The organism is Paenibacillus hodogayensis, from assembly GCF_039536325.1.
Taxonomy (GTDB): domain Bacteria; phylum Bacillota; class Bacilli; order Paenibacillales; family NBRC-103111; genus Paenibacillus_AB; species Paenibacillus_AB hodogayensis.
This window is the reverse complement of sequence record NZ_BAAAYO010000010.1, coordinates 1,019,092-1,044,818: the sequence shown is the minus strand read 5'-3', so window position 1 is coordinate 1,044,818 and position 25,727 is coordinate 1,019,092. Positions and strand designations below refer to the sequence as shown.

At 57.1% G+C, this 25,727-nt stretch carries 24 protein-coding genes; 16 read left to right on the top strand and 8 right to left on the bottom strand.

Features of this window, described 5'->3' with window-relative positions:
- Nucleotides 1–184 precede the first annotated feature (184 nt).
- The 5 genes from ABD796_RS23415 to ABD796_RS23395 all read left to right on the top strand — a co-directional run bounded on the left by ABD796_RS23415 (nucleotide 185) and on the right by ABD796_RS23395 (nucleotide 7,060).
- Nucleotides 185–2,509, top strand: a complete 2,325-nt coding sequence (locus ABD796_RS23415) for a carboxypeptidase regulatory-like domain-containing protein (RefSeq protein ID WP_344912445.1) — start codon at nucleotides 185–187, stop codon at nucleotides 2,507–2,509.
- 217 nt (nucleotides 2,510–2,726) lie between these two features.
- On the top strand, nucleotides 2,727–3,695 hold the full coding sequence (locus tag ABD796_RS23410) for a COX15/CtaA family protein (RefSeq protein WP_344912441.1): 969 nt from the start codon (nucleotides 2,727–2,729) through the stop codon (nucleotides 3,693–3,695).
- Nucleotides 3,696–3,754: 59 nt separating this feature from the next.
- Nucleotides 3,755–5,515: a UbiD family decarboxylase gene (locus ABD796_RS23405; protein WP_344912439.1), complete on the top strand. Its 1,761-nt coding sequence runs from the start codon at nucleotides 3,755–3,757 to the stop codon at nucleotides 5,513–5,515.
- A gap of 74 nt (nucleotides 5,516–5,589) precedes the next feature.
- Nucleotides 5,590–6,234 (top strand): Cthe_2314 family HEPN domain-containing protein, encoded by a 645-nt coding sequence (locus tag ABD796_RS23400; RefSeq protein WP_344912437.1) that lies wholly within the window; start codon nucleotides 5,590–5,592, stop codon nucleotides 6,232–6,234.
- 37 nt (nucleotides 6,235–6,271) lie between these two features.
- Complete coding sequence (locus ABD796_RS23395; RefSeq protein ID WP_344912435.1) at nucleotides 6,272–7,060, top strand: SDR family oxidoreductase; 789 nt, start codon at nucleotides 6,272–6,274, stop codon at nucleotides 7,058–7,060.
- A gap of 64 nt (nucleotides 7,061–7,124) precedes the next feature.
- Here ABD796_RS23395 and ABD796_RS23390 read toward each other — a convergent pair whose 3' ends face one another.
- Nucleotides 7,125–7,373 (bottom strand): NifU family protein, encoded by a 249-nt coding sequence (locus ABD796_RS23390; RefSeq protein ID WP_344912433.1) that lies wholly within the window; start codon nucleotides 7,371–7,373, stop codon nucleotides 7,125–7,127.
- An 88-nt stretch (nucleotides 7,374–7,461) separates the two neighbouring features.
- Between ABD796_RS23390 and ABD796_RS23385 the strand changes: the two genes are divergently transcribed.
- Nucleotides 7,462–7,716: a YuzB family protein gene (locus ABD796_RS23385; RefSeq protein WP_344912430.1), complete on the top strand. Its 255-nt coding sequence runs from the start codon at nucleotides 7,462–7,464 to the stop codon at nucleotides 7,714–7,716.
- A gap of 12 nt (nucleotides 7,717–7,728) precedes the next feature.
- On the opposite strand, the gene ABD796_RS23380 is transcribed toward ABD796_RS23385, so the two are convergent.
- Together ABD796_RS23380 and mqnE are read right to left on the bottom strand one after the other, a co-directional pair.
- Complete coding sequence (locus ABD796_RS23380) at nucleotides 7,729–8,793, bottom strand: NAD(P)/FAD-dependent oxidoreductase (protein WP_344912428.1); 1,065 nt, start codon at nucleotides 8,791–8,793, stop codon at nucleotides 7,729–7,731.
- An 87-nt stretch (nucleotides 8,794–8,880) separates the two neighbouring features.
- Nucleotides 8,881–9,984: an aminofutalosine synthase MqnE gene (gene mqnE / locus ABD796_RS23375; protein WP_344912425.1), complete on the bottom strand. Its 1,104-nt coding sequence runs from the start codon at nucleotides 9,982–9,984 to the stop codon at nucleotides 8,881–8,883.
- A gap of 232 nt (nucleotides 9,985–10,216) precedes the next feature.
- On the opposite strand from mqnE, the gene ABD796_RS23370 reads away from it, so the two are divergent.
- The 5 genes from ABD796_RS23370 (at nucleotide 10,217) to ABD796_RS23350 (ending at nucleotide 15,128) form a co-directional block, all read left to right on the top strand.
- Nucleotides 10,217–10,576 (top strand): HesB/IscA family protein, encoded by a 360-nt coding sequence (locus ABD796_RS23370; protein ID WP_344912423.1) that lies wholly within the window; start codon nucleotides 10,217–10,219, stop codon nucleotides 10,574–10,576.
- 241 nt (nucleotides 10,577–10,817) lie between these two features.
- Nucleotides 10,818–11,321: a DUF420 domain-containing protein gene (locus tag ABD796_RS23365; RefSeq protein WP_344912933.1), complete on the top strand. Its 504-nt coding sequence runs from the start codon at nucleotides 10,818–10,820 to the stop codon at nucleotides 11,319–11,321.
- A gap of 293 nt (nucleotides 11,322–11,614) precedes the next feature.
- A complete protein-coding gene (locus tag ABD796_RS23360) occupies nucleotides 11,615–12,166 on the top strand; it encodes an alpha/beta hydrolase (RefSeq protein WP_344912421.1) in 552 nt (183 codons plus the stop codon).
- Nucleotides 12,167–12,291: 125 nt separating this feature from the next.
- The gene (locus ABD796_RS23355) at nucleotides 12,292–14,202 is read left to right on the top strand and encodes an LTA synthase family protein (protein WP_344912419.1); all 1,911 of its coding nucleotides are present in this window, start codon (nucleotides 12,292–12,294) and stop codon (nucleotides 14,200–14,202) included.
- A 305-nt stretch (nucleotides 14,203–14,507) separates the two neighbouring features.
- Nucleotides 14,508–15,128, top strand: coding sequence for a stalk domain-containing protein (locus tag ABD796_RS23350; protein ID WP_344912417.1), 621 nt, complete (start codon nucleotides 14,508–14,510; stop codon nucleotides 15,126–15,128).
- Between the two features lie 12 nt (nucleotides 15,129–15,140).
- On the opposite strand, the gene ABD796_RS23345 is transcribed toward ABD796_RS23350, so the two are convergent.
- Together ABD796_RS23345 and ABD796_RS23340 are read right to left on the bottom strand one after the other, a co-directional pair.
- Complete coding sequence (locus tag ABD796_RS23345; protein ID WP_344912415.1) at nucleotides 15,141–15,446, bottom strand: hypothetical protein; 306 nt, start codon at nucleotides 15,444–15,446, stop codon at nucleotides 15,141–15,143.
- Between the two features lie 238 nt (nucleotides 15,447–15,684).
- Nucleotides 15,685–16,623, bottom strand: a complete 939-nt coding sequence (locus ABD796_RS23340) for an aldo/keto reductase family protein (RefSeq protein WP_344912413.1) — start codon at nucleotides 16,621–16,623, stop codon at nucleotides 15,685–15,687.
- A 189-nt stretch (nucleotides 16,624–16,812) separates the two neighbouring features.
- Here ABD796_RS23340 and ABD796_RS23335 point away from each other — a divergent pair, with 189 nt between their 5' ends.
- Entirely contained in the window at nucleotides 16,813–17,229 is a 417-nt protein-coding gene (locus tag ABD796_RS23335) for a winged helix-turn-helix transcriptional regulator (protein ID WP_344912411.1), read from the top strand.
- A 31-nt stretch (nucleotides 17,230–17,260) separates the two neighbouring features.
- On the opposite strand, the gene ABD796_RS23330 is transcribed toward ABD796_RS23335, so the two are convergent.
- Nucleotides 17,261–18,136 carry a helix-turn-helix domain-containing protein gene (locus ABD796_RS23330; protein ID WP_344912409.1) on the bottom strand — a complete coding sequence of 292 codons (876 nt, stop codon included), beginning with the start codon at nucleotides 18,134–18,136 and terminating at the stop codon, nucleotides 17,261–17,263.
- A 223-nt stretch (nucleotides 18,137–18,359) separates the two neighbouring features.
- Here ABD796_RS23330 and ABD796_RS23325 point away from each other — a divergent pair, with 223 nt between their 5' ends.
- Nucleotides 18,360–19,562 carry a Gfo/Idh/MocA family protein gene (locus ABD796_RS23325; RefSeq protein ID WP_344912407.1) on the top strand — a complete coding sequence of 401 codons (1,203 nt, stop codon included), beginning with the start codon at nucleotides 18,360–18,362 and terminating at the stop codon, nucleotides 19,560–19,562.
- Between the two features lie 58 nt (nucleotides 19,563–19,620).
- On the opposite strand, the gene ABD796_RS23320 is transcribed toward ABD796_RS23325, so the two are convergent.
- The gene (locus ABD796_RS23320) at nucleotides 19,621–21,771 is read right to left on the bottom strand and encodes a YhgE/Pip family protein (protein WP_344912403.1); all 2,151 of its coding nucleotides are present in this window, start codon (nucleotides 21,769–21,771) and stop codon (nucleotides 19,621–19,623) included.
- A 191-nt stretch (nucleotides 21,772–21,962) separates the two neighbouring features.
- On the opposite strand from ABD796_RS23320, the gene ABD796_RS23315 reads away from it, so the two are divergent.
- Nucleotides 21,963–22,913, top strand: a complete 951-nt coding sequence (locus tag ABD796_RS23315; RefSeq protein WP_344912401.1) for an acetylxylan esterase — start codon at nucleotides 21,963–21,965, stop codon at nucleotides 22,911–22,913.
- Between the two features lie 183 nt (nucleotides 22,914–23,096).
- On the opposite strand, the gene ABD796_RS23310 is transcribed toward ABD796_RS23315, so the two are convergent.
- The gene (locus ABD796_RS23310) at nucleotides 23,097–24,041 is read right to left on the bottom strand and encodes an alpha/beta hydrolase family protein (protein ID WP_344912399.1); all 945 of its coding nucleotides are present in this window, start codon (nucleotides 24,039–24,041) and stop codon (nucleotides 23,097–23,099) included.
- A gap of 126 nt (nucleotides 24,042–24,167) precedes the next feature.
- Between ABD796_RS23310 and ABD796_RS23305 the strand changes: the two genes are divergently transcribed.
- Nucleotides 24,168–24,350 (top strand): hypothetical protein, encoded by a 183-nt coding sequence (locus tag ABD796_RS23305; protein ID WP_344912397.1) that lies wholly within the window; start codon nucleotides 24,168–24,170, stop codon nucleotides 24,348–24,350.
- A gap of 186 nt (nucleotides 24,351–24,536) precedes the next feature.
- Complete coding sequence (locus ABD796_RS23300) at nucleotides 24,537–25,676, top strand: Rpn family recombination-promoting nuclease/putative transposase (protein ID WP_344912395.1); 1,140 nt, start codon at nucleotides 24,537–24,539, stop codon at nucleotides 25,674–25,676.
- Nucleotides 25,677–25,727 lie beyond the last annotated feature (51 nt).

Here is a 25,727-nt window from a genome sequence, read left to right as displayed (position 1 = left end):
CTCTGCCCTATACGCCATAACATGCGATTTAAGCAGACCTTCTCGTTCCGGAAGGTCTGTTTTTTTGGCGTACAGCGAGTTGCGGATGAAACACGGTATTTTTTTGTGATGGGATCTGTTTAGATGGTAGCCCTTATGGTACGATAGGTAAAATAGCCTATAGGATTTCTTGGAAAGGGTGAACATGCCGTCTATGCATCGTGTCGGCAAAACAAAATTCTTCCCCCTACTGCTCGGAGTGGCAACGTTTCTGCTGATCGCGGTCTGGCATGCAGCCTCCGGCGGACAGGCGGTATCGGCCGAGGCAGCCTCGCCCGTAACGGTCCTGTCGCCAGCAGAGGCCGCAAGCGCCAAGCCCGGGCAGAAGGTATACATCCAGCTCGCGGCTCCCGGCTGGGCAGGCATAGAGATTACGGAAAACGGGCAAATCATCGGTTCCGTAAGCGGGCAAGGACCCAACTACGCGATACCGCTCGTCTGGACTGTTCCAGGCGTTCACGTGTTCGAGGCGGTCGCCGTTTCCGGGACGGGACGAAGCGCGCCGAGACGGCTGCCGCCCGTCGTAGTCAAGCCGGGCGAGCTCGACATTGCGGATATCTCGGCAATCGCGAGAGAGCTGCCGGCGAATGTCATCGATTATAACGGCGACGGCCGCACGAATACGGAGCAAGACCGCAAGGACGATCTGAAAGCGGCGCTTCGTCTGATCCGGCCTGCCCTCTCTGACGGGTATGCGCCCGAGATCAAGGAGGCGCTGCTGCAGCCGGGACCGCAGTCGGGCTCAACCCGGGTCGATTACATGGTGCCCGAAGGCAGACGGTTGTATTATGCCTTGGCAGATGGACATCGTCCGAATCCGTCTATCGGGACCGACGCGTCCGGCGCCGCCTACGTCCCGGGGGAGCCGATTGCCGGAGCCAGCGCATACGAATATGTGGCTTTGACCGAGGCTGACGCTGCCGGCAAAGTCGTTCGATTCTCCAACATCCGGCTGAACGACGCTTTCTTGATGGCGTCGGTAACGGGGCGGGTTCGGGATTCGTTAGATGCTCCGATCGCCGGAGCGACGATTCGTTTCTCCGCCGGGGAGAATAACGGGGACGGGCCTTCGGCCGGCGAGACGACGACCGGGGCGGAGGGAACGTTCGCGCTTCAACTGCCGCCGGGGCTTTATACGGCGACGCTCTTCTCGCCCGGATATGAAAGCAGATCGTACAACGTAACCGTATCGAGAGACGGTACGGCCGGCGTAGACTTGCTGGCCATCGCCAAAATCGAGGCGGGACAAATTCGTATCGTGCTGACGTGGGGAGAGCATCCGCGCGACCTGGATTCGCATTTGATCGGTCCGAATGGGCAGGGAGGGGCGTTTCACGTTTATTACGGGCAGCGCGAGGCCGTCAACGGCTCCAATGAGAAAATTGCGGTGCTGAACCGCGACGACGTCGATTCGAACGGCGAAGAGACGGTCACGATTATGACCTTAAGCCGGCATGTGTATGGCACTTATACGTATTTCGTCCATCAATACAGCCAGGACGGCCGGCTGAGAGAGTCCGGCGCGCAGGTTCGCATCTACGAAGGCATCGAGCAGCCGGACCATACGGTTCGGGAAACGCTTATCGGGAGTTATACGGCACTGGCCGGCAGCGGAGCGGAACGGTACTGGAACGTCATGCGGTTGAACGTAGCCGAAGCGGGCGTCATGTACGAACCGGTGAACGCGATGCAGGAATCGAGCCCCGAGCTTTGGCAGCTCCGCTCGGCGGAGCCGGTGAACGGCAGCGTCTCCTCCGTTCAGATGGAGTATACCCCTACGGCGGCATATGATGGAGAGCCGGTGCAGCAAAGCGATTTGCTCGTAACGGCGACGTTGAACGGTATGCCTTATAACCTGCAAGCCGTACATTACGATCCCGCGGAAAGACGGATCGGCTTCGAGCCAGTACCCCGAACGGCTTCCGTTCAGCAACTGCTCATTTCGGTGAGAGCGGCTCCTTGGGCGATTCGGCTGCTGCCGGGAGAGAAAAAGGCATTGATTTCGGTACCGCCGCTTGAGCAGGACAAACCGAGTCTCGTCGCGTTGGATAGCCTCGAGCGGGCCGGAGGAGGCTTTAGCGCGAATTTGGTGCTGAACGGAACCGCTCCCGTCGTACTGAGCTTGTCGGATATGACCGTTTCCGCTTCGGTGTACGACACCGTTACGGGGTCTACCTATGCGGGCACGATTACAAATCTGGAACTGAACCCGGTGGACGGACTATGGGAGCTATACTTCCAATTGGCGCCTCCGGACCATCCGGTAGCTTTTGCTCCGCAAAGGCTGACCTTGACCGTAACTGCCGCTCAATCGTCGTCGGCGTTCTCGGGTGCCGCTTCGGCGGAATTGGATTTCTACTGGATGATGCCGGTCATGGGACCGAACTCAAATTCTTGGACGCGACTGGCTGCTCTGGCGCCGTCGCAAGAGTATTGGCGCCGGATCGTCGCGGCTGCGCAAGATTATTAGATGGAAGCAGTCAAGCCATCATGCGGGAGGTCCCGGCGTCACGTTGATGTGGCGGCCGGGACTTCTCGCGTTTCCCCGTGCCCCGGCTGCCATGGAATGGGCACCAGACGTTCACATTTCCGAAATGGATTTGCCCGGCGTTTATCGCTATAATTGGGGTAACGCCATGTTCGACTTGATTCGGAACGCGATTGAAACTTAAAGAAGGTGCATCCAGATGGGAAAACGGCTGTATGGATTGGCGCTTGCGGCGGCGATCGGAATGGGGCTCGTCCTGCTGATGGGCGCGCTCGTGACGAAGACGGGTTCGGGCGACGGCTGCGGGACGGACTGGCCTTTGTGCAACGGCAAATTCGTTCCGGCCTATACGATCGAATCGATGATCGAGTACAGTCACCGTTTCGTCACCGCCATCGTCGGATTGTTCGTGCTGGCCACCGCCGTCGGGGCATATATGAAGCTGCGGCATAGCCGAGAAGCGCTGATGTTCGCTTACGGCACACTGTTTTTTACCGTATTACAAGCGATTCTGGGCGCATTGGCCGTCATCTTCCCGCAATCCGATGCGGTAATGGCGCTTCACTTCGGCTTCTCGCTGCTCGCTTTTTCTTCCGCGCTGCTGCTGGCCGTAGGCCTGCGAACCGGAGCTTACGTTCCCAAAGGAATGGAGGCACCGGGCGGTCCACGCGGTTCTCGGCCCGAGGCAGACACCGTTATGTCGGCCGGCATGCGCAAATGGATCTGGGGAGCCGCGGTATATAGCTACATTGTCGTTTATGTTGGGGCCTTCGTCCGGCATACCGAGTCGTCCGGAGGATGTCTGGGCTGGCCGTTGTGCAACGGACAAGTCGTTCCGCCGCTGACGGGAGCCACGGGCATTGCTTTTATCCACCGCATCGCGGCCGTTATTTTGCTAGTTGTTATCGTTATTATCGCCTATAAAGCTTCGCGGCCGGAAGGCGGCTCGCGCTTGCTCCGCAACGCAGCCCAATGGGCTTTGGTGCTCACGGTGCTCCAAGTGTTCAGCGGAGCCTCGGTCGTATGGACATTGAGCTCGGACTGGTATTTGTTGACGGCGCTCGTGCACGTCGTGCTCATATCCGGCTTGTTCGGGGTGCTTTGCTACATGAGCGTGCTGGCCTGGCGGTCCGTGCGGCCGACCGGAGGCAAGAACCGTTCCGCGTGAGGAGCGGTATGTTTACAACTTGCGGGCCAAGGCCGCTGAAGGAATGAAGGGAGAAATTCATGAATTTCGCCAATTTGCGCGCGTTTATCGACACGCTTCGCGCCGAACGGGATGTCGCGGTCATATCCGCCCCGGTCGATCCGTATTTGGAAATTGCGGAAATCCACCGCAGGGTCATCGAGGAAGGCGGACCCGCTTTGCTGTTCACGAACGTGAAAGGAAGCCCGTTTCCGGTGGCGACGAACCTGTTCGGAACGACCCGCCGCGTCGATTTGGCGTTCGGTCCGAAGCCGGAAGCGATTATGAATCGGCTGATGACGGCCAAGGATACGCTGATTCCTCCGACGCCGAAGGCGCTGTGGAACGAAAAAGATCTCATATTCGATCTGCTCAAGGTCGGGATGAAAACGATACCGCACTCGCAGGCTCCCGTGCTGGAAGTATGCGACCGCAACGAACCTCTATCGAAGCTGCCCGCTTTGACGGGCTGGCAAGAGGACGGAGGGCCTTTCGTCACGTTGCCGCTCGTCTATACCGAGCACATTGACGGCAAGGACCATAATCTGGGCATGTACCGGATGCAAATATTCGACGGGCATACGAGCGGCATGCATTGGCAAATCCAGAAGGGCGGCGGCTTCCACTACCATGAGGCGGAGTTGCAAAACCGCGCTTTGCCGGTTACCGTCTTCCTCGGCGGCCCGCCGGCGCTGATCGCTTCGGCAATCGCGCCCGCGCCGGAGCACTTGCCGGAATTGCTGCTGACTTCGCTTATTCTCGGTCAAAAGCTGCCGATGGCGGACAATCCGCTCGGCGGTCATCGGCTTGTCGCGGAAGCGGAATTCGCCATCTGCGGCGAAGTGCTTCCACACGTACGCAGGCCGGAGGGGCCGTTCGGCGATCACTACGGCTACTATTCGCTGCAGCACGATTTCCCCGTTTTCCAGGTGAAGCATATGTTCCACCGCAAAGACGCGATCTACCCGGCTACCGTCGTCGGCAAGCCGCGGCAGGAAGATTACTACTTGGGAGAGTTTCTGCAAAGGCTGCTGTCCCCCGCCTTCCCGCTCGTCATGCCGGCGGTCAAGCAGCTGTGGACCTATGCCGAAACCGGCTTCCACCCGCTGGCTGCGGCGATCGTGCGGGAAAGCTATTCCCGTGAAGCGCTTGGCTCGGCATTCCGCATTTTGGGGGAAGGCCAGCTTTCGCTAACCAAATTTTTGATATTGACGGACCGCTCAGTCGATCTTGCCGACTTCCCCGCACTGCTAACGACGGTGTTGGAGCGGTTTAATCCGGCTACGGATTTGTTCATCTTCAACCACACGTCGCACGATACGCTCGACTATACCGGGCAGCGGCTCAACCACGGCAGCAAAGCGGTTCTGCTCGGCGTCGGCGAGCCGGTCCGGGAGCTTCCCCGTACGTATGCGGAGGGTCATCTGGAGGGGATTTCCTCGGCTGCGCCATATTGCGCGGGTTGTTTGGTCGTATCCGGCGCATCCTATGAAGAAGACCCCGAGCTGGTGCAAAGGCTGTGCGACCGTCACGGCGACAAGCTAAGCCGCTGGCCTCTCGTTATCGTGGCTGACGATACGGCGATCGTCGACGGGCAAACTCCGTTTCTGTGGACGGTCTTCACCCGCTTTAACCCGGCGACCGACCTGTACGCCCGTACCCGGGTGCTGCAGCACCATGTAGGCTTCGAGCTGCCGATTTTCATCGATGCCCGCATGAAGCCGGGTTACCCTGACGAGCTCATTGCGCGCGAAGATATTGTGAAACTCGTTTCCGATCGCTGGAAGGAATACTTTACGTAAGGCGGTGACGGACCATTTTCAGAGCCTGGTTTAACGAACCGAAACGCGTCGACTCCGGTTCTCTGCTGGACGCCATGAATGCGTTAGGCAGCTACCGCAAGCTGCTGACACGGCTGATCGACGAACAGACGCCGGAGTGCGGCAAATATACCCGCTACGAGTTATGGGCGCGCGGCTTGATTCATGCGCTGGACGAGCTGGAGCAGAGCGTATACTGCGCCTCCCGGCTCAGCGAAAGCGTAGCTCACGACCAGGAAGAGAAGATGGAGCCGGAGGAACGGGCGAATTACCGGCGTCATGTCTATTTTTATAAAAACGGATTTATCCGCTTGTTCGCCATTCTTGACAAGCTCGGTTATTTCATGAACGATCTCCTCCATCTCCGCTCGGAGCGGGTGAAGCACAAATTTTCCTACTTCACCGTGCTGCGGCAAATGCAGCATCTGCACGCCGACGTTGCGCTTTCCGAGCCGCTGCAGGCGATCAAGGAGCGCTACAAGGAGCCGCTGGCCCGGCTCCGGAATAAGCGCAATATGGAAATTCATCTGGTCAATACGGAAATGCTCGACGATCTGCTGCACATCGACGCTTGCCGCACCGACCGTTCTTACATCGAGGATTTGCAGGCGAACATGGACGATTTGCGCCAAGGGCTGGAGATGGTCTGCCAGTCTCTGACGGCCGTGTTCGTCTACGCGCATAGGCGCAAAAAAACGTAGCAGTCAACGGGTCGATGAAGAAGGAGGGGAAGCTCCAATGCTTCATGGCAAAACCGCACTCGTCACGGGCAGCGCGAAGGGACTCGGCAAGCGGACTGCGCTGACTTTGGCCAGACTCGGCTGCGATGTAGCTGTCAACTACGTCAACAGCGAGTCCGAGGCTTATGCGCTCGTTGGCGAGCTTGAGGCGCTGGGCGTCCGTTCCATGGCGGTACAGGCGGACGTGTCGCGGCGGGAAGACAATGTCCGCCTGATCGGGACGGTCGAGCGGGAATGGGGCGCGGTCGACATTTTGGTGAACAATGCCGGGCCGTTCATCCGGGAGCGCCGCACCTTCGACGAGTACGAGCTGGACGAGATCGACGAAGTGCTGCACGGCAATCTGCTTGGGGTTATGCAGCTTGACCGTCTGGCGCTGCCAGGCATGCGCCGCCGCGGCTGGGGCCGGATCGTGCACTTTGGATTCGGCAGAGCGGCGGAAGCGAGAGGCTGGCCGCACCGGGCCGTCTACGCGGCAGCCAAGGTCGGGCTCGTTTCTTTGACCAAGACGCTGGCAGAAGAATTGGCGGCCAGCGGTGTAACCGTTAACATGATATGCCCGGGCGATATTCGCGGAGCGAACAAGGAGAAGAGCATCGAGGAAGTCGCGCATCTGAACGATCCCGAATTTCCCGGCGTCCGGCAAGGCAGCGGGGAGGACGTCGCGCGGGTGATCGGTTTTCTATGCATGCCCCAATCCGATTTTTTGACTGGCAACATTATGGAGGTGTCTGGCGGCTTCGATCCGATTCGCAGCCTGGCCGATGCGAGGGGCGGCGGAGCCTGACAAGCCCCAAGCCAAAAAAGAGCGACCTGCCGCGAAGGCAAGGCCGCTCTTTGAAGTTCTTCGATCAAAATACTTGGACAACCTCTGTAATGCCTTCTACTTCTTCCACGAGAGCCCGTTCGATACCGGCTTTCAGCGTTATGGTCGAGCTTGGGCAGCTTCCGCAAGCACCCATAAGCTTAAGCTTCACGATTCCGTCTTCCACGTCAACGAGTTCGACGTCTCCGCCGTCACGCTGCAGGAACGGACGCAATTTATCCAGAACCTCGAGCACTTCGTCGTAAACCGCTTCTTGCTGCGCGTTGTCGCTCATTTGCCTCATCTCCCTTCTCGTATTATTATAGTACATTATACGCAAAAATAAAATGGTGCGGACAAGCAAACCGGATGGTGAATAACGGATGAGACCGATTGTAGAATTTTGCACGAACAATATGCATCACGGTACGGACGAGGTTATGCGCAAGCTGGAGGAAAATCCGGAGTTGGATGTGATCGAATACGGCTGCCTGGGCAACTGCGGGCAATGCTACATGGAGCCCTATGCGCTCGTCAATGGGGAGATAGTAGCCGCTTCGTCCCCGGACGAGCTGCATGAGGCCATTCATGCGAAAATCAAAGAGTGGGAAGCGCAATTCGCCTGGCTGGACGAATAAAGGCGCCTTACATTAACCGAAATGATGCTTGGACATCCAAAGCACGCCGCTTTTCAGCACCCGCGGCACTTTGCCCATAATGACCGTCTTCTTGCCCATCATGCCGAACCCGGCTTTTTTACCGAGCGAACCGAGTACGCCCTTCAGCTTGATCGACTTTAGACGCGGCGTCTCGCCCTTCCAGACGGCATGCATGACCTCGGCGACCTGTTTGCCTTGCTCCTCGGCCGCTTGCGCGCTCGGACTGAACGGCAGGCTGGCGCAATCCCCGACGACGAACACGTCCGGGTGGGTCGGAATCTGATGGTAGGCATTCAAGACGACGCGTCCCTGCGCGTCTTTGTCGACATCGAGGTTTTGCACGATCGGACTTGGCTGAATGCCCGCCGTCCATACCGTCAGGTCTGTGGTGATTTGCTGATCGCCGTTGTGCAGGATTCCCGGCTCGACTTGTCTGAGCGAGACGTGGGACAGCATGTCGATATCGTGCTCCGTGAACCATTCCCGCACATAGCCTTGAAGCTTGTTCGGAAACGAGGACAAAATGCTCGGTCCCCGGTCGATGATGCGGATGTTCAGATCCGGACGGCTCTCCCGCAGCTCGGAAGCGATCTCCACGCCGCTCAGGCCTCCGCCTACGACGGATACTTGCGAGTAAGGGCATAAGTCGTTAAGCGACTGGTACGCCTTGCGCGAGCCCGACAGCGTCTGAATGCTGTGCGAATAAGCTTCCGCTCCGGCGATGCCGTGGTATTTGTCCACACAGCCCAACGCGATGACGAGCCAATCGTAGGATAGCGGGTCGTTGTTGTCCATGAGGACGAGCTTGCGTTCCAGATCGACGCCCGTTATTTCTCCATACTTCAATACGATGCGCGGATCGTTCGGAAACGCTACGCGGATTTCCGCTTCGGATACCGTACCGGCCGCCAACGCGTAGTATTCTGTTTTTAACCCCTGGTAAGGCATGCGGTCGACGAGGACGACTTCCGTGCCCTTCGGCGGTTCTTGCTCCAGTAATTGGAGGGCCAGCGTCAAGCCGCCGTACCCTCCGCCCAAAATGACGAATCTGCTCATTCCCGATGAGGTCCTTTCCGTATTCCTTATAGTAGTATTAAGATGTCACGTTCAAGGGCAGTTTATAAGCAAGCCGGACAAAGGCCCTTAATGGAACACCTGAATTTCGTTGTAGAACGTATCGCGTTCGATCGGAATCCGGTTTGCTCCTTTAATCATATGCACGAGTTCGTCGCGGGTCAGCCCTTCCGGAGAAAGCGCCCCTGCCGAATGGCTGATTCTTTCCTGCACAATCGTGCCATGGGCGTCAGACGCGCCGAAGGTGAATGCGAGCTGGGCGAGTTGAGTCCCGAGATTGATGAAATACGCTTTCACATGCTGCACGTTATCGAGCATCAGCCGGCTGATGGCGATCGTCTTCAAATCGTCGAATGCCGACGTCCGGCGTTTGATGCCCATGCCGGTGTTGGCGGGCTGTACCGAATTGGGGATGAATACCATGAAGCCGTTCGTCTCGTCCTGGAGTCCGCGCAGCTGGAGCATATGGCGAATCCGTTCTTCTTTCGTCTCGATGGACCCGTACAGCATCGTCGCATGCGTGCGGATGCCCAGCTTGTGCGCCGTCCGGTGTACGTCCAGCCACTGCTCGGAGGTAGCCTTCTCGACGTTCATCTTGTTGCGGTACCGTTCGGTCAATATTTCCGCTCCGCCGCCCGGCAGCGTGCCAAGCCCGGCATCGCGAAGCTTTTGCAGCACTTCCTGGTAAGTCAAACCGCTGATTCGCGAGAAAAAGTCGATTTCCGCCCCGGTATAAGCTTTGATGGTCACATCCGGATAGTTTTCTTTAAGCACGCGAATCGAATTGACATAATACTCGAACGGTACGTTCGGATTATGGCCTCCGGTAATGTGGAACTCGCGCATTTTCGGATGATAATGTTTCGAGACGTAGTCCAGAATCTCGTCGGGCGTGAGCGTGTACGATCCAGGCTCGCCCTCGTCGCGGCGGAAGTGACAGAAGGCGCAGCGGTCCTCGCAGACGTTGGTGAAGTACAGGCTCATGTTTTCGATAAAATAAACGTTCCGTCCGTTCTTGCGCAAATTTACTTTGTTGGCCAATTGGCCGATACCGAGAAGATCGTCCGATTCATACAGAAATACCCCGTCTTCCAGCGTCAGCCGCTCCCCCTGCTCCACCTTGTCGGCAATTTCCGCCATACGCTTGTCCGGGTTCGTGATGATGGTCGTCATAGCTGTGCGTTCCCTCCTATACCAAAGCTGTAATGAAATAAAAGTTGGTGCGTCCGGCATCCGTAGAGCTCGACTTCATTATAAACCTCCTGTTGCACCGGGGCAACAGGAAGAGCCTTGCATTCCTTCCGGATCGGGGCCGAAAACGGGTTTGCCGCGGAAGTTCACCCTCTTGAGGCTCCGCGCGAATAGGAGTATACTGGACATAGAACGTCTCGAAGGAGGGAACGATATGATTACCATTTCGGAAGAAGCATGCGATAAAATTAAAGAAATGCTGGCAGCCGAGGAAACGCCGAACCTGTTTTTGCGCGTTGGCGTGAAGGAAGGCGGCTGCAGCGGTTTTTCATATGGGATGGGATTTGACGACGATCAGCAATCGAGCGACGAAGTGCTGGACATCAACGGGCTGAAGGTGGTTGTCGATTCCGACAGCACCAAATATTTGCGCGGCTTGGAAATCGACTTCAAGGATGCGGCCATGGGGGGCGGGTTTACGATCCATAACCCGAACGCCATCGCTTCCTGCGGTTGCGGCCAGTCGTTCCGCACGAAGGAAGAGGCGGGCAAGCCGAATCCGGAGCAGTGCTGACCGTCAGCTTTCATTTGTGAAGATAGATAGGCCCCTGGCGTTGTCCGGGCGCTGAAACAAAAAACCTCTTCTGTCGGGTCAGGCTTGCGCTTGTCCGCCGGGGAGGTTTTTTTTGCGGCCGTTATTCATCAAAATGTAACAAAACGCGCGCCGATCCGGTTGTTTCGGTGCGGAGCCATCCTTTATGCTAAAATGAAGAAAGGAAGTAGGGGGAATCCAATTGGACAAGTCCAGCAAGTTTATGCCTTATATCGTCGTGTTCTCGATCGTTTTGATCGGCATTATTGCCACGTTGTTCTTCTTGCCCGGTTATGATGGAGAGATTGGCTTCGACGTTACGATTTTTCCGCTGTTGAACGCCATATTCAACTGCTTTACGTTCGTCTTCCTGTTGGTGTCGCTGTGGGCGATCAAGCGGAAAAACATCCCGCTGCACCGCAATTTCGTGCTGCTGGCGTTCGTCTCGACGTTTTTCTTCCTCATCTCGTACGTCATCTATCATTTTTTGACCGAGCCTGCCAAATTCGGCGGAAGCCCTGTCGTCAAAATCATTTATTTGTTCATTCTCGCCACCCACGTTCTGCTGGCGATCGTCAACGTTCCGCTGGCGCTCATTACGGCAACGCAAGGATTTGCAGGACGAATCAAGCAGCATAGACGAATCGCCCGGTGGACGATGCCGGTATGGCTGTATGTAAGCAGCACCGGAGTGGTCGTTTACCTGCTCATCTCGCCTTATTATTAAATGGAAACGCCGCCCGGTCGGCTGCTTGGCCGTGAGCGGCGTTATAAATGTGTTAGAGGGGTTAAGTCATTACTTTGCTTCCTTGCAAACCGGTGACGCCATTGCTGGTGAACGAAAACCTAAAACAATGAAAGCCCTGCCTCTCTTCCATCCTTACGATTCCTTGATCGTGCCAGTGTGAATCAGGTTCATCTCGAATCAAACTCTTAGGGTTAATGGAATTTGTGGTAATGGCGTGAGGGGTTTGGAGGGAATACAACTAGCAATACAATAACACACTTAATTAGAATACCATGCTTTCCTCGATTTGTCAAAAATGCGGCTCCGACCAGGCGGAACGATTCCGTTTCGATCCGGGCAAAACGGTCGCTCTTGGCTCTTCCGCAGGCGGTCATCTGGCGGCGATGCTCGCCACGATCGCCGATGATGACGATCTCGGTTTTTCCCTGGAGATGCGCATCCGCGATACGCGGCCACAGGCAGCGGTGCTTTACTGCCCGGCGACGATCCTTCATCCGGCGGACAACTTCGACAGCTTGAAGCCGTCGATCGAGAAGTTGTTCGGGGCGACCGAAGCCGAGGACGCGCCCTACAGCGAAGCTTCCCCGTATGACCGGATCGACAATCGGACACCAACCACGCTGCTCATTCATGGCGACAAGGACGATACGATTCCGCTTGAACACTCCGTTCGCTTCCGGAACAAGCTGGATGCGAACGGGGTCCGCGCCGAGCTTGTCGTGCTGCCGAATGTGCCGCACGGTTTCGGCTATGGCGTTACGACGCCGGCGCAGCTGGAATCGCTTGCCGCGATCGAATCGTTTTTGCGCGGGCTGTCGTTCTGAGGCTTTGACGGTTATATGACAACTGTGCAGGAGGGGAGCGATCCCCTCTTTTTTTAATGTTATTTTAAGCTTGCGGGTTTACAATATCCGGATGACGTTTTCTCGAAGAGTAGGAGGGAGTCGGAATGAAGGACTACCGAACCGTATCGTTATGGGGTAGCTTGTTCGTGCGTATCTCCGTATTGCTCTGGATGAAGCTGGTCCTGTTGCGGCTGTTTCTCTATCAGAATATCGACTGGGGCGGGGCTGCGCTGGATTTGGCTTCCGTCGTTGTCCTGACCGGCCTGGTCGAGATGTTCGTACCGCGCCGGATGCGAAATGCGGCGTTTTGGGGTATCAACGTCTTGGCTTCGCTTATTTTGTTTGCGGCAGCGCTTTATTATACGCATTTCGGGTCTATCGTAACGTATACCTCGCTGTATGGCTTGAAGCAGGTCATGCAAGTCAAGAGCAGCGTCAAGCAATCCATTCACTTGGAGCATTACATGTTCTTCGCCGATATGGCCGTCGCGGCGCTGCTCCGGCTCGGCTGGCGCCGGCGTCTGCCCGTTTGGAACGTTCTGTCGCTCGGCAAGGCATCGCTGGCTGCAGTCGTCGTGGTCGCTTTTGCCGTATCCGCCTTGTCGATCCGCGCCGAAGGGAAAGTGCGCAATGAGCTGGTCCGCGCCGAGAAGCTCGGCTTTTTCAATTACCAAAGCTCGTTTTTCCTCGACGCTTGGGAAAACAGCAGGGAAGCGAGATTCGCCGATACCGCCGAGGCGGCGGAGACGATCCGCCGCATTCAGTCCAAATTTCCGTACAACAGCCAATCAAGCGCGGAACTGCCCGAAGGGGAGAGGCCTCAGCCGAAGCTGTTCGGCTCGCAGCAAGGCAAAAACGTGATCGTCGTGCAGGTCGAATCGCTGCAGGATTTTACGATCGGCTACACGGTCGAGGGGCGGCCGCTGACGCCTGTCCTGAACGAGCTGGCGGGACATAGCTATTACTTCAATAACGTTTTCCAGCAGATCGGACAAGGCAATACGTCGGACGCGGAATTTATGTTCAACACGTCGCTGTATCCGGTCGGCAGCATCCCGATGTCGACGGGATACGGCAACCGCCAGCTGCCGAGTCTGCCCAAGCTGCTGAAGGACGACGGCTACGAGGCCGTGACGTTTCACGTGAACGACGTCGGCTTCTGGGATCGCGACAAGATGTATCCGGCGCTCGGGTTTGACCGTTACTATGACAAGCCTTTTTATAACAACGATCAGTTCAACGCTTTCGGCGCATCCGACGAGGAGCTGTTTCGGACGGGCGTGACCCGGTTGGCCGCCATCCGCGATCGCGGCAAGCCGTTTTATGCGCAGTTCGTGACCGCCTCCAGCCATCATCCGTTTCTCATTCCCGAGGACAAGAAGCAAATTCGGCTGCCGGAGGAAACATACCGGAATACGCAGGTAGGCGAATATTTGGAATCGGTCAACTACGCCGATTATGCGCTCGGAACGCTGATCGACCAGCTAAAAGCGAATGGCTTGTGGGAAGACACGGTTCTCGTCGTTTACGGCGACCATTCCGGGCTGAAGCCGCAATACAACGATCCCGAGCAGGTGACGCGTCTTCTCGGCATTCCGTATCACGAATACGTGACCCGCTTTAACGTGCCGTTTATCGTGCATGTGCCGGGGCAGACGGAAGGCGAGACGATCGGGCAAGTCGGCGGTCAGCTGGATATGATGCCGACCGTGGCGAACTTGCTGGGCATCTCGCTGGAACGGCGGGATTTCGTCCATTTCGGACAAGATCTTATGAATATTAGCAAAAACGTGTTCGGCATCCGCTATTATTTGCCGACAGGCTCGTTCGTCAACGACGATATTTTGTTTATTCCTGGCGAAAGTTTCCAGGACGGAACGGCGGTATCGCTGCAAACGCTGCAGCCCGTAGAAGATTTGACCCCTTACAAAAAAGACTATTATTATGCGCTGTCGCTCATGCGGGCATCGGACGAATATATGAAGGTACTGCCCCGGCGCGATGCAGCCGAGTAAATTTGCTCTTTTTCTGTTGCCCTCTTCGGGCTCGGCGGTCTATCCTGTAGAAGTGGAACTATACAAGTTGAACGAATGTTTTGGGAAGCCCATTTCATTCCGAAAAGGACTGCCTTGCTGCTCAGACATCTTGTTTTCAACTCCTGGATTGAAAAAAAGACTCGGCGGTATGGAGTTGAAAGCCAAAACTCGCTGCAAGGCAGATCCCTTTCTCCATTTCACTTGGCCATTCCAGGAAGTGATTTCGTTCAAATTATATAGAAATGAAAGCAGGCTGTGACCGATTCGATGGAACGAGGTGCAGAATGAAGAAGTTTATACTCGGCGTTATCTGCGGCGCAGGTATAATGGCCGCTCCGGTGCTGTATGCGTCGGACGCTGTCGTGGCCAAGCTATGGCCGGTGGAGGTCGAAGTGAACGGAAAGCCGCAGCAGCTGAGCGCGGACGAAGCGATATGGAACATTAACGGCAAAGCTTATGCGCCCGTTCGCTGGCTTGCCGAGCAGCTTGGGGCCGGCGCCATGTACCGGGATAGAGATGGCGAGCTTTCGATCCGCTCCGAGCCCGCCGAAGGGGACCCGATGTCCAAAGCCGAGTGGCTTGTCCAGTACAGGCTGAAGCTGGGCATGTCCGAGCAGGAGGTGCGGGATTTGCTCGGGGAACCGGCTGCGGCCGTGAAGAACGCACAGAATATTGGCTCGTGGCGGTACGATATCGGCGCGAAGCCCGGTTACCGGTTCGGCGCCAAGCCGGGGAGTGCGGATGTGGACGCTCTGCAGGCCGGCAGCATTGCCGCCCAGGGGTACATCGTCTGGTCCGGAGAACGCCGCGTGGAGCAAGTGATGCTGGCTTATGCCCGTCAAGGAAATATAACGTTTCATTACTTGTTCCCGGACGGCTCGACTGGCGGAGGCTTGTACGAGTAGCCGCACGGAACGTTAGTCCTCCAGCCGGAATCGTGCCAGATGATCGAACAACTGCTCCTCGCGTAAAATAGACGCCTGCCGACGCCCCATCAGATCGAAGTGGGGGAATGGAGGACGGTTATGAATGTAACGAGGATCGAGTCCCCGGGCTTTGCACCAGGCTGCCAGCCGTTCCAGATCGGCACAGCCGACCTTCGTCACCGTGCGGATGCCGGGAAAGCGGGAATCGAGCCAATAGTGGGTCAAAAAGGCGATTTCGCCGCGGGATACCGCGTCTTTCCACCGGTTCAGCTCGTCTCGGGTAATGCCGAAAGCCATCGGGACTCCTCATTCCTCTCGGTTTTATCGGTCGTCGTCTTCTGCTATCGGCCGACTGTGGCCCTAATTATAGCAAACCGGCGTACGGATGAACAAATCCAAGGGAGACGAAGCATATCTGAAACGGCAAACAGCCCGCCAAGCGCCGCGATACGGCGTTAGATGGGCTGTTTGCGCATCTTTTTTCTTACCTGGAGAACACGTCCGCTCGGTCGCGGCTGACTCCTCCCGTACGCTGTTATTGCAAAATCGTTTCGATCCGCTCGATCACGTCGCTGGAAAGCCCGACGCCGGATGCCGCCGCATTCTCATCGACCTGATCCGGACGGCTCGCTCCGACGAGGGCGCTGGCGACGTTCGGCTGGCGCAAAATCCAGGCGATAGCCAGCTGGCCGACCGACAGGCCGAGCTCCTCGGCAATCGCGGACAATTGCCCGACCTTGGCGATTTTCTCTTCCGTAATGCCTTTGCGCATCCCTTCCAGCCGTCCTGCGCGGCTGTCGGCGGGAATTTGGTCGGCTGCTTTGTATTTGCCGGTCAGCAAGCCTTGGGCCAGCGGAGAGAAGACGACTTGGCCGATGCCGTGGTTCGTGCCGAACGGAATCACTTCCTTCTCGATGTAACGGTTGAACATATTGTAAACCGGCTGATTGACGACGATGCGGTCCAGCAAGTAGCGGTCGGCCACGCCGAGCGCTTGGGCCATCTGGGCGGCCGTCCATTCGCTGACGCCGGCATAGAGCACCTTGCCCTGACGGATAAAGTCGTCGATCGTGCGCAGCGTTTCCTCCACCGGGGTCTCCGGATCGAAGCGATGGCAGTAGTAAATATCGACATAGTCGGTGTTCAGCCGTTTCAGGCTGGCGTGCAGCTGCTCGAAGACGTGCTTGCGGGACAAGCCGCGGTCGTTCGGACCTTCGCCCATCGGCCAAAACACTTTCGTGGCAAGCACGTAGGACTCGCGGGAATACGCTTGCAGCGTTTCGCCGACGACGACTTCCGCCGCGCCGCGCTCGTAAACGTTGGCGGTATCGAAAAAATTGATGCCCAGATCATAAGCGCGGCGAATCGAATTGACCGCATTGTCGCGCTCTACATACCCTCCGTAGGTCAACCAGCTGCCAAGGCTGATTTCGCTCACTTTCAGTCCGGTGTTTGCCAGCTTGCGGTATTTCATCGATGAATCACTCCTCGTATAGTATGGGCCCTTTTCTATTATAAAAAAAGCTGGTACACTTTTAAAAGTAGTGAAATTAGTTTGATATAATTATGCTTGGACTAGCTGCTACAATTTTGAAAGCAACTATACATGGACGGACGAGCGTTCGAAAGGCGCTTTCCGTATTTTAGGCAGGGGGAGATCGATTTGGGAAAAGCGGCAATGAACGCCACGAAGACGGAGAACGGGCAGGAGGCGAGGAGCGCGGAGGACGGGCAGGGCGCTAAGCCGGCTGCGCGGATCGGTTATACGCTGAAGGAACCCGTCTGCATCGAATGCTCGATCGAGAAGACGCTTGATGTGATCGGGGGAAAGTGGGCCTTTCTCGTGCTGCGGGAGCTGTTCGAGGGAACGAAGCGGTTCGGCGAGCTGCAGCGCAGCATTCACAACATTAGCCCGACGGCGCTGACGAGCACGCTTCGCCATATGGAGAATAAAGGCATTCTGGAGCGGCGCGTCTATCCGACCGTACCGGTTACGGTGGAATATACGCTTACGCCCAAAGGACAGGATTTGCATCCGATCATTAAAAGCATGAAGCTGTGGGCGTCCAAATGGGCTTGAATGCCCGCTACTCCAGAAGCTTGAATGCCCGCTACTCCAGAAAGCCTTTGCGCAGCGCCTCGTTCCGGAACTGAAGCGGGCTTAACCCGGCCGCTTCCTTAAACACCTTGCCGAAATAATGCACATTGCAAAAGCCGGTCTTCTCGGCAATCTCCGTAATCGTCCATTGTCCGGTTACCAGCATCTGCTTGGCCATGTTGATCCGGGTCGCCGCCAAATAGTCGGTGAAGGTGAGTCCGGTCACTTCCTTGAACAGCCTGCTGAATCGCGAAGGGCTGCGGCTTATCAATCGGCTTACCTCTTCCAGAGATAGCCGTTCCGCGAATTTTTCCTCGATATATTGCAGCGCCGGGCGCAGCGATACCTCGTCTTTTTCAAGCGAGGGGAGCTGCTTCGCGTAGCTGCGCATCAGTGTCGTCAGCATCCGGTAAATGCACGACTTGATCGTCATTTCGTAACAAATTTCCTTGCGCTTGTATTCGTCGTCCGCCAGCTCCAGCTCGCGGTTGAGCGTTTCCCACAACGGATCGTTGCGCCGGATCGGGTTGCACACCCGGTTGGCCTGGACGAACAGACTGTAAATATGCCGGGTCTCGAAGCCTTCCAGCAGGTTGGTCACGAACAGCCGGTCGAAGATCATCCCCTTCACTTGCGCCGGGACGTCCGGGTGCGCCGCGATCGCATGCACCTGGCGGCTGTTGATGTACAGAATATCGTCCCGCTCCGCCGTGAAGGTTTGGTTGTCCAGCGTAACGGTGACGCGGCCCTCGACAATTTTAATAAATTCCAGATGGTCGTGCCAATGCGGAGTGACGAGGAAGCCTCGGACCTGTCTGGAAACATGGCTCATCCGAAACGGAAACCGTTTGCCGACAGAAGGATCTTGCCGTTTGCCCGACGGGATCATCCATCTCCCCTCCTTTTCGCGTTTGCCTGCTTCGGCCGCACCGAAGCGGCCTGCTTCTGCCCTGATTATACCACGACGAGCCGCCGCAGGAGCATAATCGTATCCATTTCCGGCATGACTTTATATAGAATGCGGCCCCCTCCTCCCGTATGATGAGGATGAAACGAACACGCGATCCAAGCGATCGACAGGGGGGGAAGCCGCTCGCGAAGCGGCGCTACAGATGGCACAGAACAACAAAATCGGCATCGGACTATTGGGAACGGGCAACCGCGGGGTTTATTTCGGCGGCTCCTACTTCGGCAGCCACCCGGAATGCGAGCTTGTCGGTTTGTGCGACATCCGTCCGGAAAGCTTGGCGTTCGCCAAGGAAAAGCTCGGCGACATTCCGGCAACCGAATCGCTGGAGCAGTTTTTGCAGTTGCCGGGCTTGGACGCCGTTGTCATATGCAGCAACGACCATGCCCATACCGAGCATACGCTCGCCTCGCTGCGGGCAGGCAAGCACGTCTACCTCGAGAAACCGATGGCCCAATCAATTTCGGACTGCGACCGGATGGCGGAGGCGGGCATGCTGGCGAAGCGCGTATTCATGGTCGGTCTGGAACTACGGTACTGCTCGCTGATGGAGGAAATGAAACGGATTATCACCTCGGGGGAAATCGGAGAGATCAAGATCGGTACGGTGGTCGACAACGTTTCGGTGGGCGGCGATTACTATTACCACGGAGCGAGGCGGCATAAAGATTACGTGAATAGTCTCATTCTCGAAAAAGGCACGCATTCGCTCGACTTGGCGAATTGGCTGATCGACGCTTCGCCGGTCAAAGTATACGCTTCCAGCGGGCTGGACGTATTCGGGGGGGACGCGCCGAGCGACAAACGTTGCCGCGATTGCAATGAAGCCGACACCTGCGCCTATTACGTGGATAACCGCAAGGGGCTGGAGATGGACTACGGCGGCGTACGGATCAAGGACGATTTGTGCGTGTACGGGGAAGATATCGATACGGAGGACAACGGGCTCGTGCTGGTCGATTACGACAACGGGGCGCGCCTGTCGTACATGGAATGCCACTTTACCCCGGAATATACGCGCGAATTTATGTTTACGGGCACGAAGGGCAAAATCACCGGCTTTTACAACAACGAGCAGGAGTTCAAAATTACCGTCGCCAAGCGGCACTCGAAAGAGGTGCAGACGTATTATCCCGAGCGTCGTTCCGGCGGGCATGGCGGCGGAGACAGTTCGATCGTCAAGACGTTTATCGAGCTGATCCGCAAGGGCGAGCCGGCCATGCCAGGCATCTGGGGCGCCAGAGACAGCGCCGCCATCGCGATCGCGGCAGCCGAATCGGTAGAGACCGGGATGCCGGTACGCATTCCGCCCAACGAGACGCTGCGGCTGGCCGGAGCGGTCCGGTAACGGGGGAAAGGGGAGTTGTTCGGAACGCCTGAGCGAATGTGCGCACCGGGCAGCCCGTCTAATGAATCAGCCCGCTCTCTTTCGCCTTTTTGACCAGTCGGGTTGCGGCTTTGTTGATCCATTCCTTCAGCGCGATGCCGACGATCAGGAACAGCGCGGCGTAGACGCCAAGCAGGCACAGGTCGCGGATGACGATATCGGGGAGCATCCCGCCCACCGCCTCCCGCATCAAACTGATCGCATAGGTGAACGGCAAATACGGATGGATCGCCTGGAAAAAGGCCGGGGTCACCTGGATCGGGAACGTGCCTCCGGAACCGGATAATTGCAGCACGAGCAGAACGATCGCCATCGCTTTGCCAACGTTTCCGAATACGGAGACGAGCGTATAGACGATGAGCATGAAGACGGAGCTAATAACCGCGCCGAAGGCTACGAAAGCCGCCGGATCGGCGACATAGGTACCGAGCAGAAGCATATCCCCGGCCGTAACGATCAAAGATTGTAAGACGGCGATCGTCCAAAAAGTCAGGAAACGGCCAAAGTAGACATGATGACTCCGAATACCTTCGCCCGGCGCATGAATCTCGACCGAGAGCAGCGAGACTAGCAGCAGCGCTCCGACCCATAACGAGAGCGTACTGAAAAAGGGCGACATCGCGGAGCCGTAGTTCGGGATCGGATAAAGACGGTTTTCTTTCAGAACAACCGGTTCGGCAAAAAACGCGCTCTCCTTGGAAGCGTCGTGCCGCAGCAGACCGATTAGCTCCTCGAGACTGCCTTGCTGCTCCAAAGCTCTTACGGCATCGGCCGTTTCCCGAATTTTTGCCGCCGCGGCGGGCATATTAGCGTTTACGGCCTGAAGCGCCTTGCTTCCCGCAGCAAGTCCTGCGGCGGCATCGGCGACGATCGCCTGCACGTTGGGCATGCTTGCGTTCGCCGCCTGCAATGCGGCAAGCGCCGTTCGCGCCGCTTGGGCTGCCGCGTTCAACCCTTGAGTGACGGCAGGCTGAATGTCGGTGTCGTACCGGGCGATCAGGTCCGCCAGCAGCAAGGACGCCTCGCGCGCTAGCCGCTCCATTTCGCGGATTAGCTCCGCGGCGGGCTTTTCTCCTTTGACTAAAGCGGCACGCGCCGCATCCAGCAATATCTGCTGGCGCTGCAGCTTGGTCTGGAGCTGGACGAGCTTGGACGAGACGGCCTGCAGCCGGTTTTGGCCGGCGAAGCCGTCGAGCCGCTGAAACAGGGCCGCCAGCGAACCGGCCGCCTCCGCCGCTCCGCCAAGCCTTCCGGACAGCCGCTCCAGTGCAGCAGGGTCGGCGGCGACGGTGCCGGTGCCCTCGCTAAGCGCCGCAGTCATCTGAGAGGCTGCCTCCGCCGTCATCCGCAGCAGTTGGAGATTGTGCAGCAAGTCCGGTCCGGCGGCCTCTGCCGCCCTGGCTCCGCTGTCCAGAGCGTCTGCCAGCCGTGCGGCGAGCTGTTCGCTGTCCTTTGCCAGCTTGACGATCGCGGGCAGCCGCGACTGGATATCCGCGACGATCCGCTCCGCCTTGCGAATATCTTCCTCAGCAGTGGCGGCCGCCCGTTCGATATCCGGCAGAAGCGTCTCCAGCTTGAATACGATCTCTCTCAGCTTCAATAAAGTTGGCAGTTCGTTTTGCAGCTCGATGCCGATTTCGTTGAAAATACGAAAAATCGTTCCATTGGCCGTTTCGATGAAATGGCGGCTCACCTGCTCGATAATCCCGCTTGCGCCTTTCCCGGTAATTTTCGGGGAAACGGCGTTTATTTTTTCGTTGACATCATAAATAAGTTCGGCTTTCTGCGGATTGTCCGACAGAATCGTGCCAAGTTGAGCCGAGAATTGCCCCGGTATGATGATGCAGGCGTAGTAATCGCCCCGCTCTACGCCCCGGACCGCCTGCTCCTCGTCGGTAAACGTCCAACCGATATTCGTATTGCCTCGCAGCGACTCGACGATTTCATTGCCCAGATTGAGAGAGGTCCCGCGAAAGGACGCGCCTTGATCGAGGTTGACGACGGCCACGGGCAATCCTCCGGTCTGGCTGTACGGGTCCCAGGAGGCGACAATATTGAACCATGCGTACAGCGAAGGAAGCACGGCAAGGCCGAGCACGATGACGGCAGCGGCCCAGTTGCGGCCCAGTCTGGCCATATCGCCTGCGTATATGTTAAAAACGGGCTTCATGTGGGTAACATCGTCCTTTCCTGCCGTTTTTCACATCCTTGAAGGCAAACGGTTGAGTAGAATTAGTATGGATGGAAGTGCGGCAAGCCATTCGCGCGAAACAGAAAGAAGATGCTGCTGCAGCCATTGCCCATTTAGGCATCTTCATCGTATGATGTGAGATGGAATAATAGATGGGGAGAGATGATGCTGTGAATGCGATACAAACCAGATTGGCGGCGCTCGGGGTTTACCGGCCCGATCCGTATGCGCCCGAGGATCTCGATGCCTATTGGGCCGATACGCTGCAACGTTACGCAAACAAGCCTTTAAACGATTCCGTAACGCCGGTCGAGCCGTTGTTCCCGTTAGCAGACGTTTACGACGTACGCTATGAAGGCTTCGACGATACGCCGATCGCCGGCTGGTATATGATTCCGCGCGTGGAGTCGGGAAAGCGGCTGCCTTGCGTCGTCACTTTCCACGGCTATGGCGGAGGGCGGGGCTATCCGGAGCGGTATGCGCAATGGCTCCTGCTGGGCTATGCCGTGTTCGCCGTCGATGTGCGCGGGCAGAAGGGCGATACGGGCAATCGACTGGCCAGCGGGAACGGAACCGCCAAAGGCTGGATCGGCCAAGGGATTATGGATAAACACAACTGCTATTACCGCGCCGTGGCGATCGACAGCATTAAAGCGGTCGAATGGGTCGGCGGCCGGGAAGAGATCGATCCGGACCGGATCGTAGTCGAAGGAGGCAGTCAAGGGGGAGGCATTGCCTTGCTGACGGCGGCATTGAGCGAACGGCCGGCGCTTGCCGTAGCCAACGTGCCGAATATGTGCCATATGGACTTCGGCCTACTGAATTCGACCGGCTCCCTTACCGAGCTTTCCACTTATGCGAACGAATTTCCCGATCGGCTCGATGTCGTATTGGACACGCTATCCTACTTCGATATTTTGAATCTGGCGGAGCGGATACGCGTTCCGGTAATTTTGTCCGTCGGCTTGAAGGATACGATCTGCATGCCGGAGACGGTATATGCCGCCTATAATCGGCTGACGTGCAAGAAGGAAATTCATCCGTATCCGTTTATGGGTCACGAACATATTGGCTACCACAACCGGAAGACAATCGAGTTTATCCGCCGTCACTTCGGTTGATACATAAACCATAGCTGAAAGCCGCGCTGCCGCCAAAACGGTTAAACGCGGCTTTTTTCAATTGTCGGCGTCCCCGCGGCATGGGCAGAGTACGGTCTTGTATTGTAGCGAGGCATGACGAGGGGAAAATGAAAAGGCTGCGTACCTTGTAAGCGTACGCAGCCTTTCTGGCGAGTCGGGGGACTACAAAGCTTTATCAAAGAAGTTGAGTACGTCCGTTCTCATCTCTGGCGTTTCCTGATGCCCCGTTTCGTACCGGAGCAGCTTCCAGGCGTCCGACGCGCCGACGAAGCCGTATACGCTTTGCAATTCTTTCTCGATCCGGTCCAGCCCGTCAACCGGCGTAAGCGGATCGAGCGTGCCGGCTACGCTGAGATGCTGTCTCGGCGCGATCAGCCCGTTGATCTGCGCCGCATTGAAGTGAGTAAGCAGATCGGGGACATAATAATAAAGACCGTGACGGTCAAGACCGCCTTCTTTCATCAACGCATGAAAATCGGTGAGGCAGCAAATATCGGCGACCGCCTTGATGCGCGTATCGAGCGCGCCGAGCCACCATGCCATCGTACTGCCCATCGACATGCCGACCGTGCCGATCCGGGACGCGTCCAGCTCGGGGCGGGTCACCGCGTAATCGATCGCCCGGATGGAATCGTACAGCATCATGCCGAGCAGCGAACGGCCATGCCACAGCATCTCCTTGAAGACGGCCGATTCGGTCCGGCCGCTGCGTTCGCCGAATACCCAGCTGTCGATGGCGAGCACCGCGTAGCCGCGGGCGGTCAGCGCTTCCCCGTAGCCGGGCTGCTGCAGGTAAGGAGCCGGGGAGAGCAGCTCTTCTTTGCCGACCTTGTAAAATCCGCCATGCGAATGATGATAAACAATGAGCGGCGATTTATCTTTTCCTGCTCTCGGCTGCTTCGGCAGCAGCAAATAGGCGGGAACCGTCTCGATGCCGTTCAGATCGAGCGCCAGCTTCTCCAACGTATACGTGTCCCGGTCTTCTCTCAGGACCGTTTCCGCCTGGATCGGCCGGTTCCGGGCCGGTAGACGTCCCAGCAGCGTGTACAGTCGAGTGCGGTTTTTCCTTTGTTCCTCCAGGAACGGTTCGAGCGCATCTGTATCCATCGTTCATTCCCCTCCAGTCCTTATTGTAACGGATTGAGAGCCGGAGGGAAAATGCGAATATATCTTTTTTTATGCAAAAAATAAATATAAGATAGAATCAGGACCGAAAACGGCGGGGGGACAGGGATGAAAATCAAAATTAATTTGTCCGTGGACGGCGAGCGGGTGAAGGAAGACGTTGTGGAGATTCCCGATGTCAAGCTGGAGGAGCTGTCCGAGGAAGAGATCGAGGCGGCGGCGGAGGCGGTCGTCCGGCGTTGGGCCGATCGCAAGCTGAGCATCGAGTGGGAAGTGGCCGAGCAGGAATAAGCAGGGGAACTGCATTGACGTAGCGAGCCGGGGACAGAAGGCGAAGGGGAACCATTTGCCGCTTTACACAAGCGTTTCAGGCTGGTACAATCGGAGCATGGGCAACCGGAGTGAAGCACACCTGGTCGGCGTTGATACGCCGGGGTGTGCTTTTTTGCGTCCCGCCGAGCGGAGGAGGAGGTCGTTATGAACAGTCCGGCCGGCTATGTCCGGGAGAAAACGCCGGAAAGCTACCAGGCTAGTCGAGGGACAAGCCGCGGGGAACATGCGCACAGCGATCGGGAGGACTTCCCGAGAAACGATCAGGATAGAGGGGCAAGTGTGTCGCAAGGCGGCCGGGAAGGCGGGCTGAACAGCAACCGGTCTGGCGGTCGGAAAGGTTTGCAGGCAAGCCGTCACAAGGAAGAGCCGGCGCGTACGCCTCACGACGAAGCGTTCAAAAAGCTGCTGCAGACGTTTTTTGCCGAATTTATCGCTTTGTTTTTTCCCGAGCTGGACAAGCTGCTCGATTACAGCCATTCCCGCTTTCTGATGCAGGAGCTGCTGGTCGATGTGGTCGGCGAGGAGAAGCGAACGCTCGATCTGCTGCTGGAGACGCGTTACCGGGGTACCGGGGCGTACGTGCTCGTTCATTTGGAGCCGAACTCTTACCGGGACGGCGATTTTCACGAGCGAATGTTCATTTATTTTGCCCGTATGTTCGAACGTCACCGCAAGGAGCATAGCGTGATCATCCCGATCGCCATCTTCACTGCGGACGACGCCCGCAACGAGCCGGATTCGTTGACCATGGCGGTGGCAGAGCATGCACTGCTGCATTTTCGGTTTCTGAAGGTGGAGCTGAGGAGCTGCGAATGGAGGCGGTTTGTGGACTCGGACAACCCGGTCGCTGCTGCGCTTTTGGCCAAGATGGGGTATACTGGGAAGGAGAAGCGGGAGGTGCGTTTTGCGTACCTGAGGATGCTGTTGCGGCTCAGCCGGAAGCTTGATAAGGCACGGCTTGCGCTCGTAATGTCGGTGGCCGACCTGTATTTCAAGCCGGATGCCCGGGAGGATGAGGTGTTGATGAAGGAATTGAATAAACGCTATCCCGAAGAGAGCGCGGCGATGCAGGAGCTGATGCCGGCCTGGAAGCGGTGGGGCTACGAGGAAGGCATCGAGAAAGGCATCCAACAAGGAAGAGAGCAAGGCATAGAGCAAGGGAAGGAACAAGGCTTGCAAGCCGCTGCCCTTAACATGCTGCGCAAATCGATAGATGTCGTACTTATCGCCGAAATTACCGGAATGAGCGAGACGGATATTGAGGAGCTGAAGAAACGGTTGTAGAGTGCAGGGGAAACTCGGGCAAGAGCTCCCTTGAAACGCTCCGGCCACGAT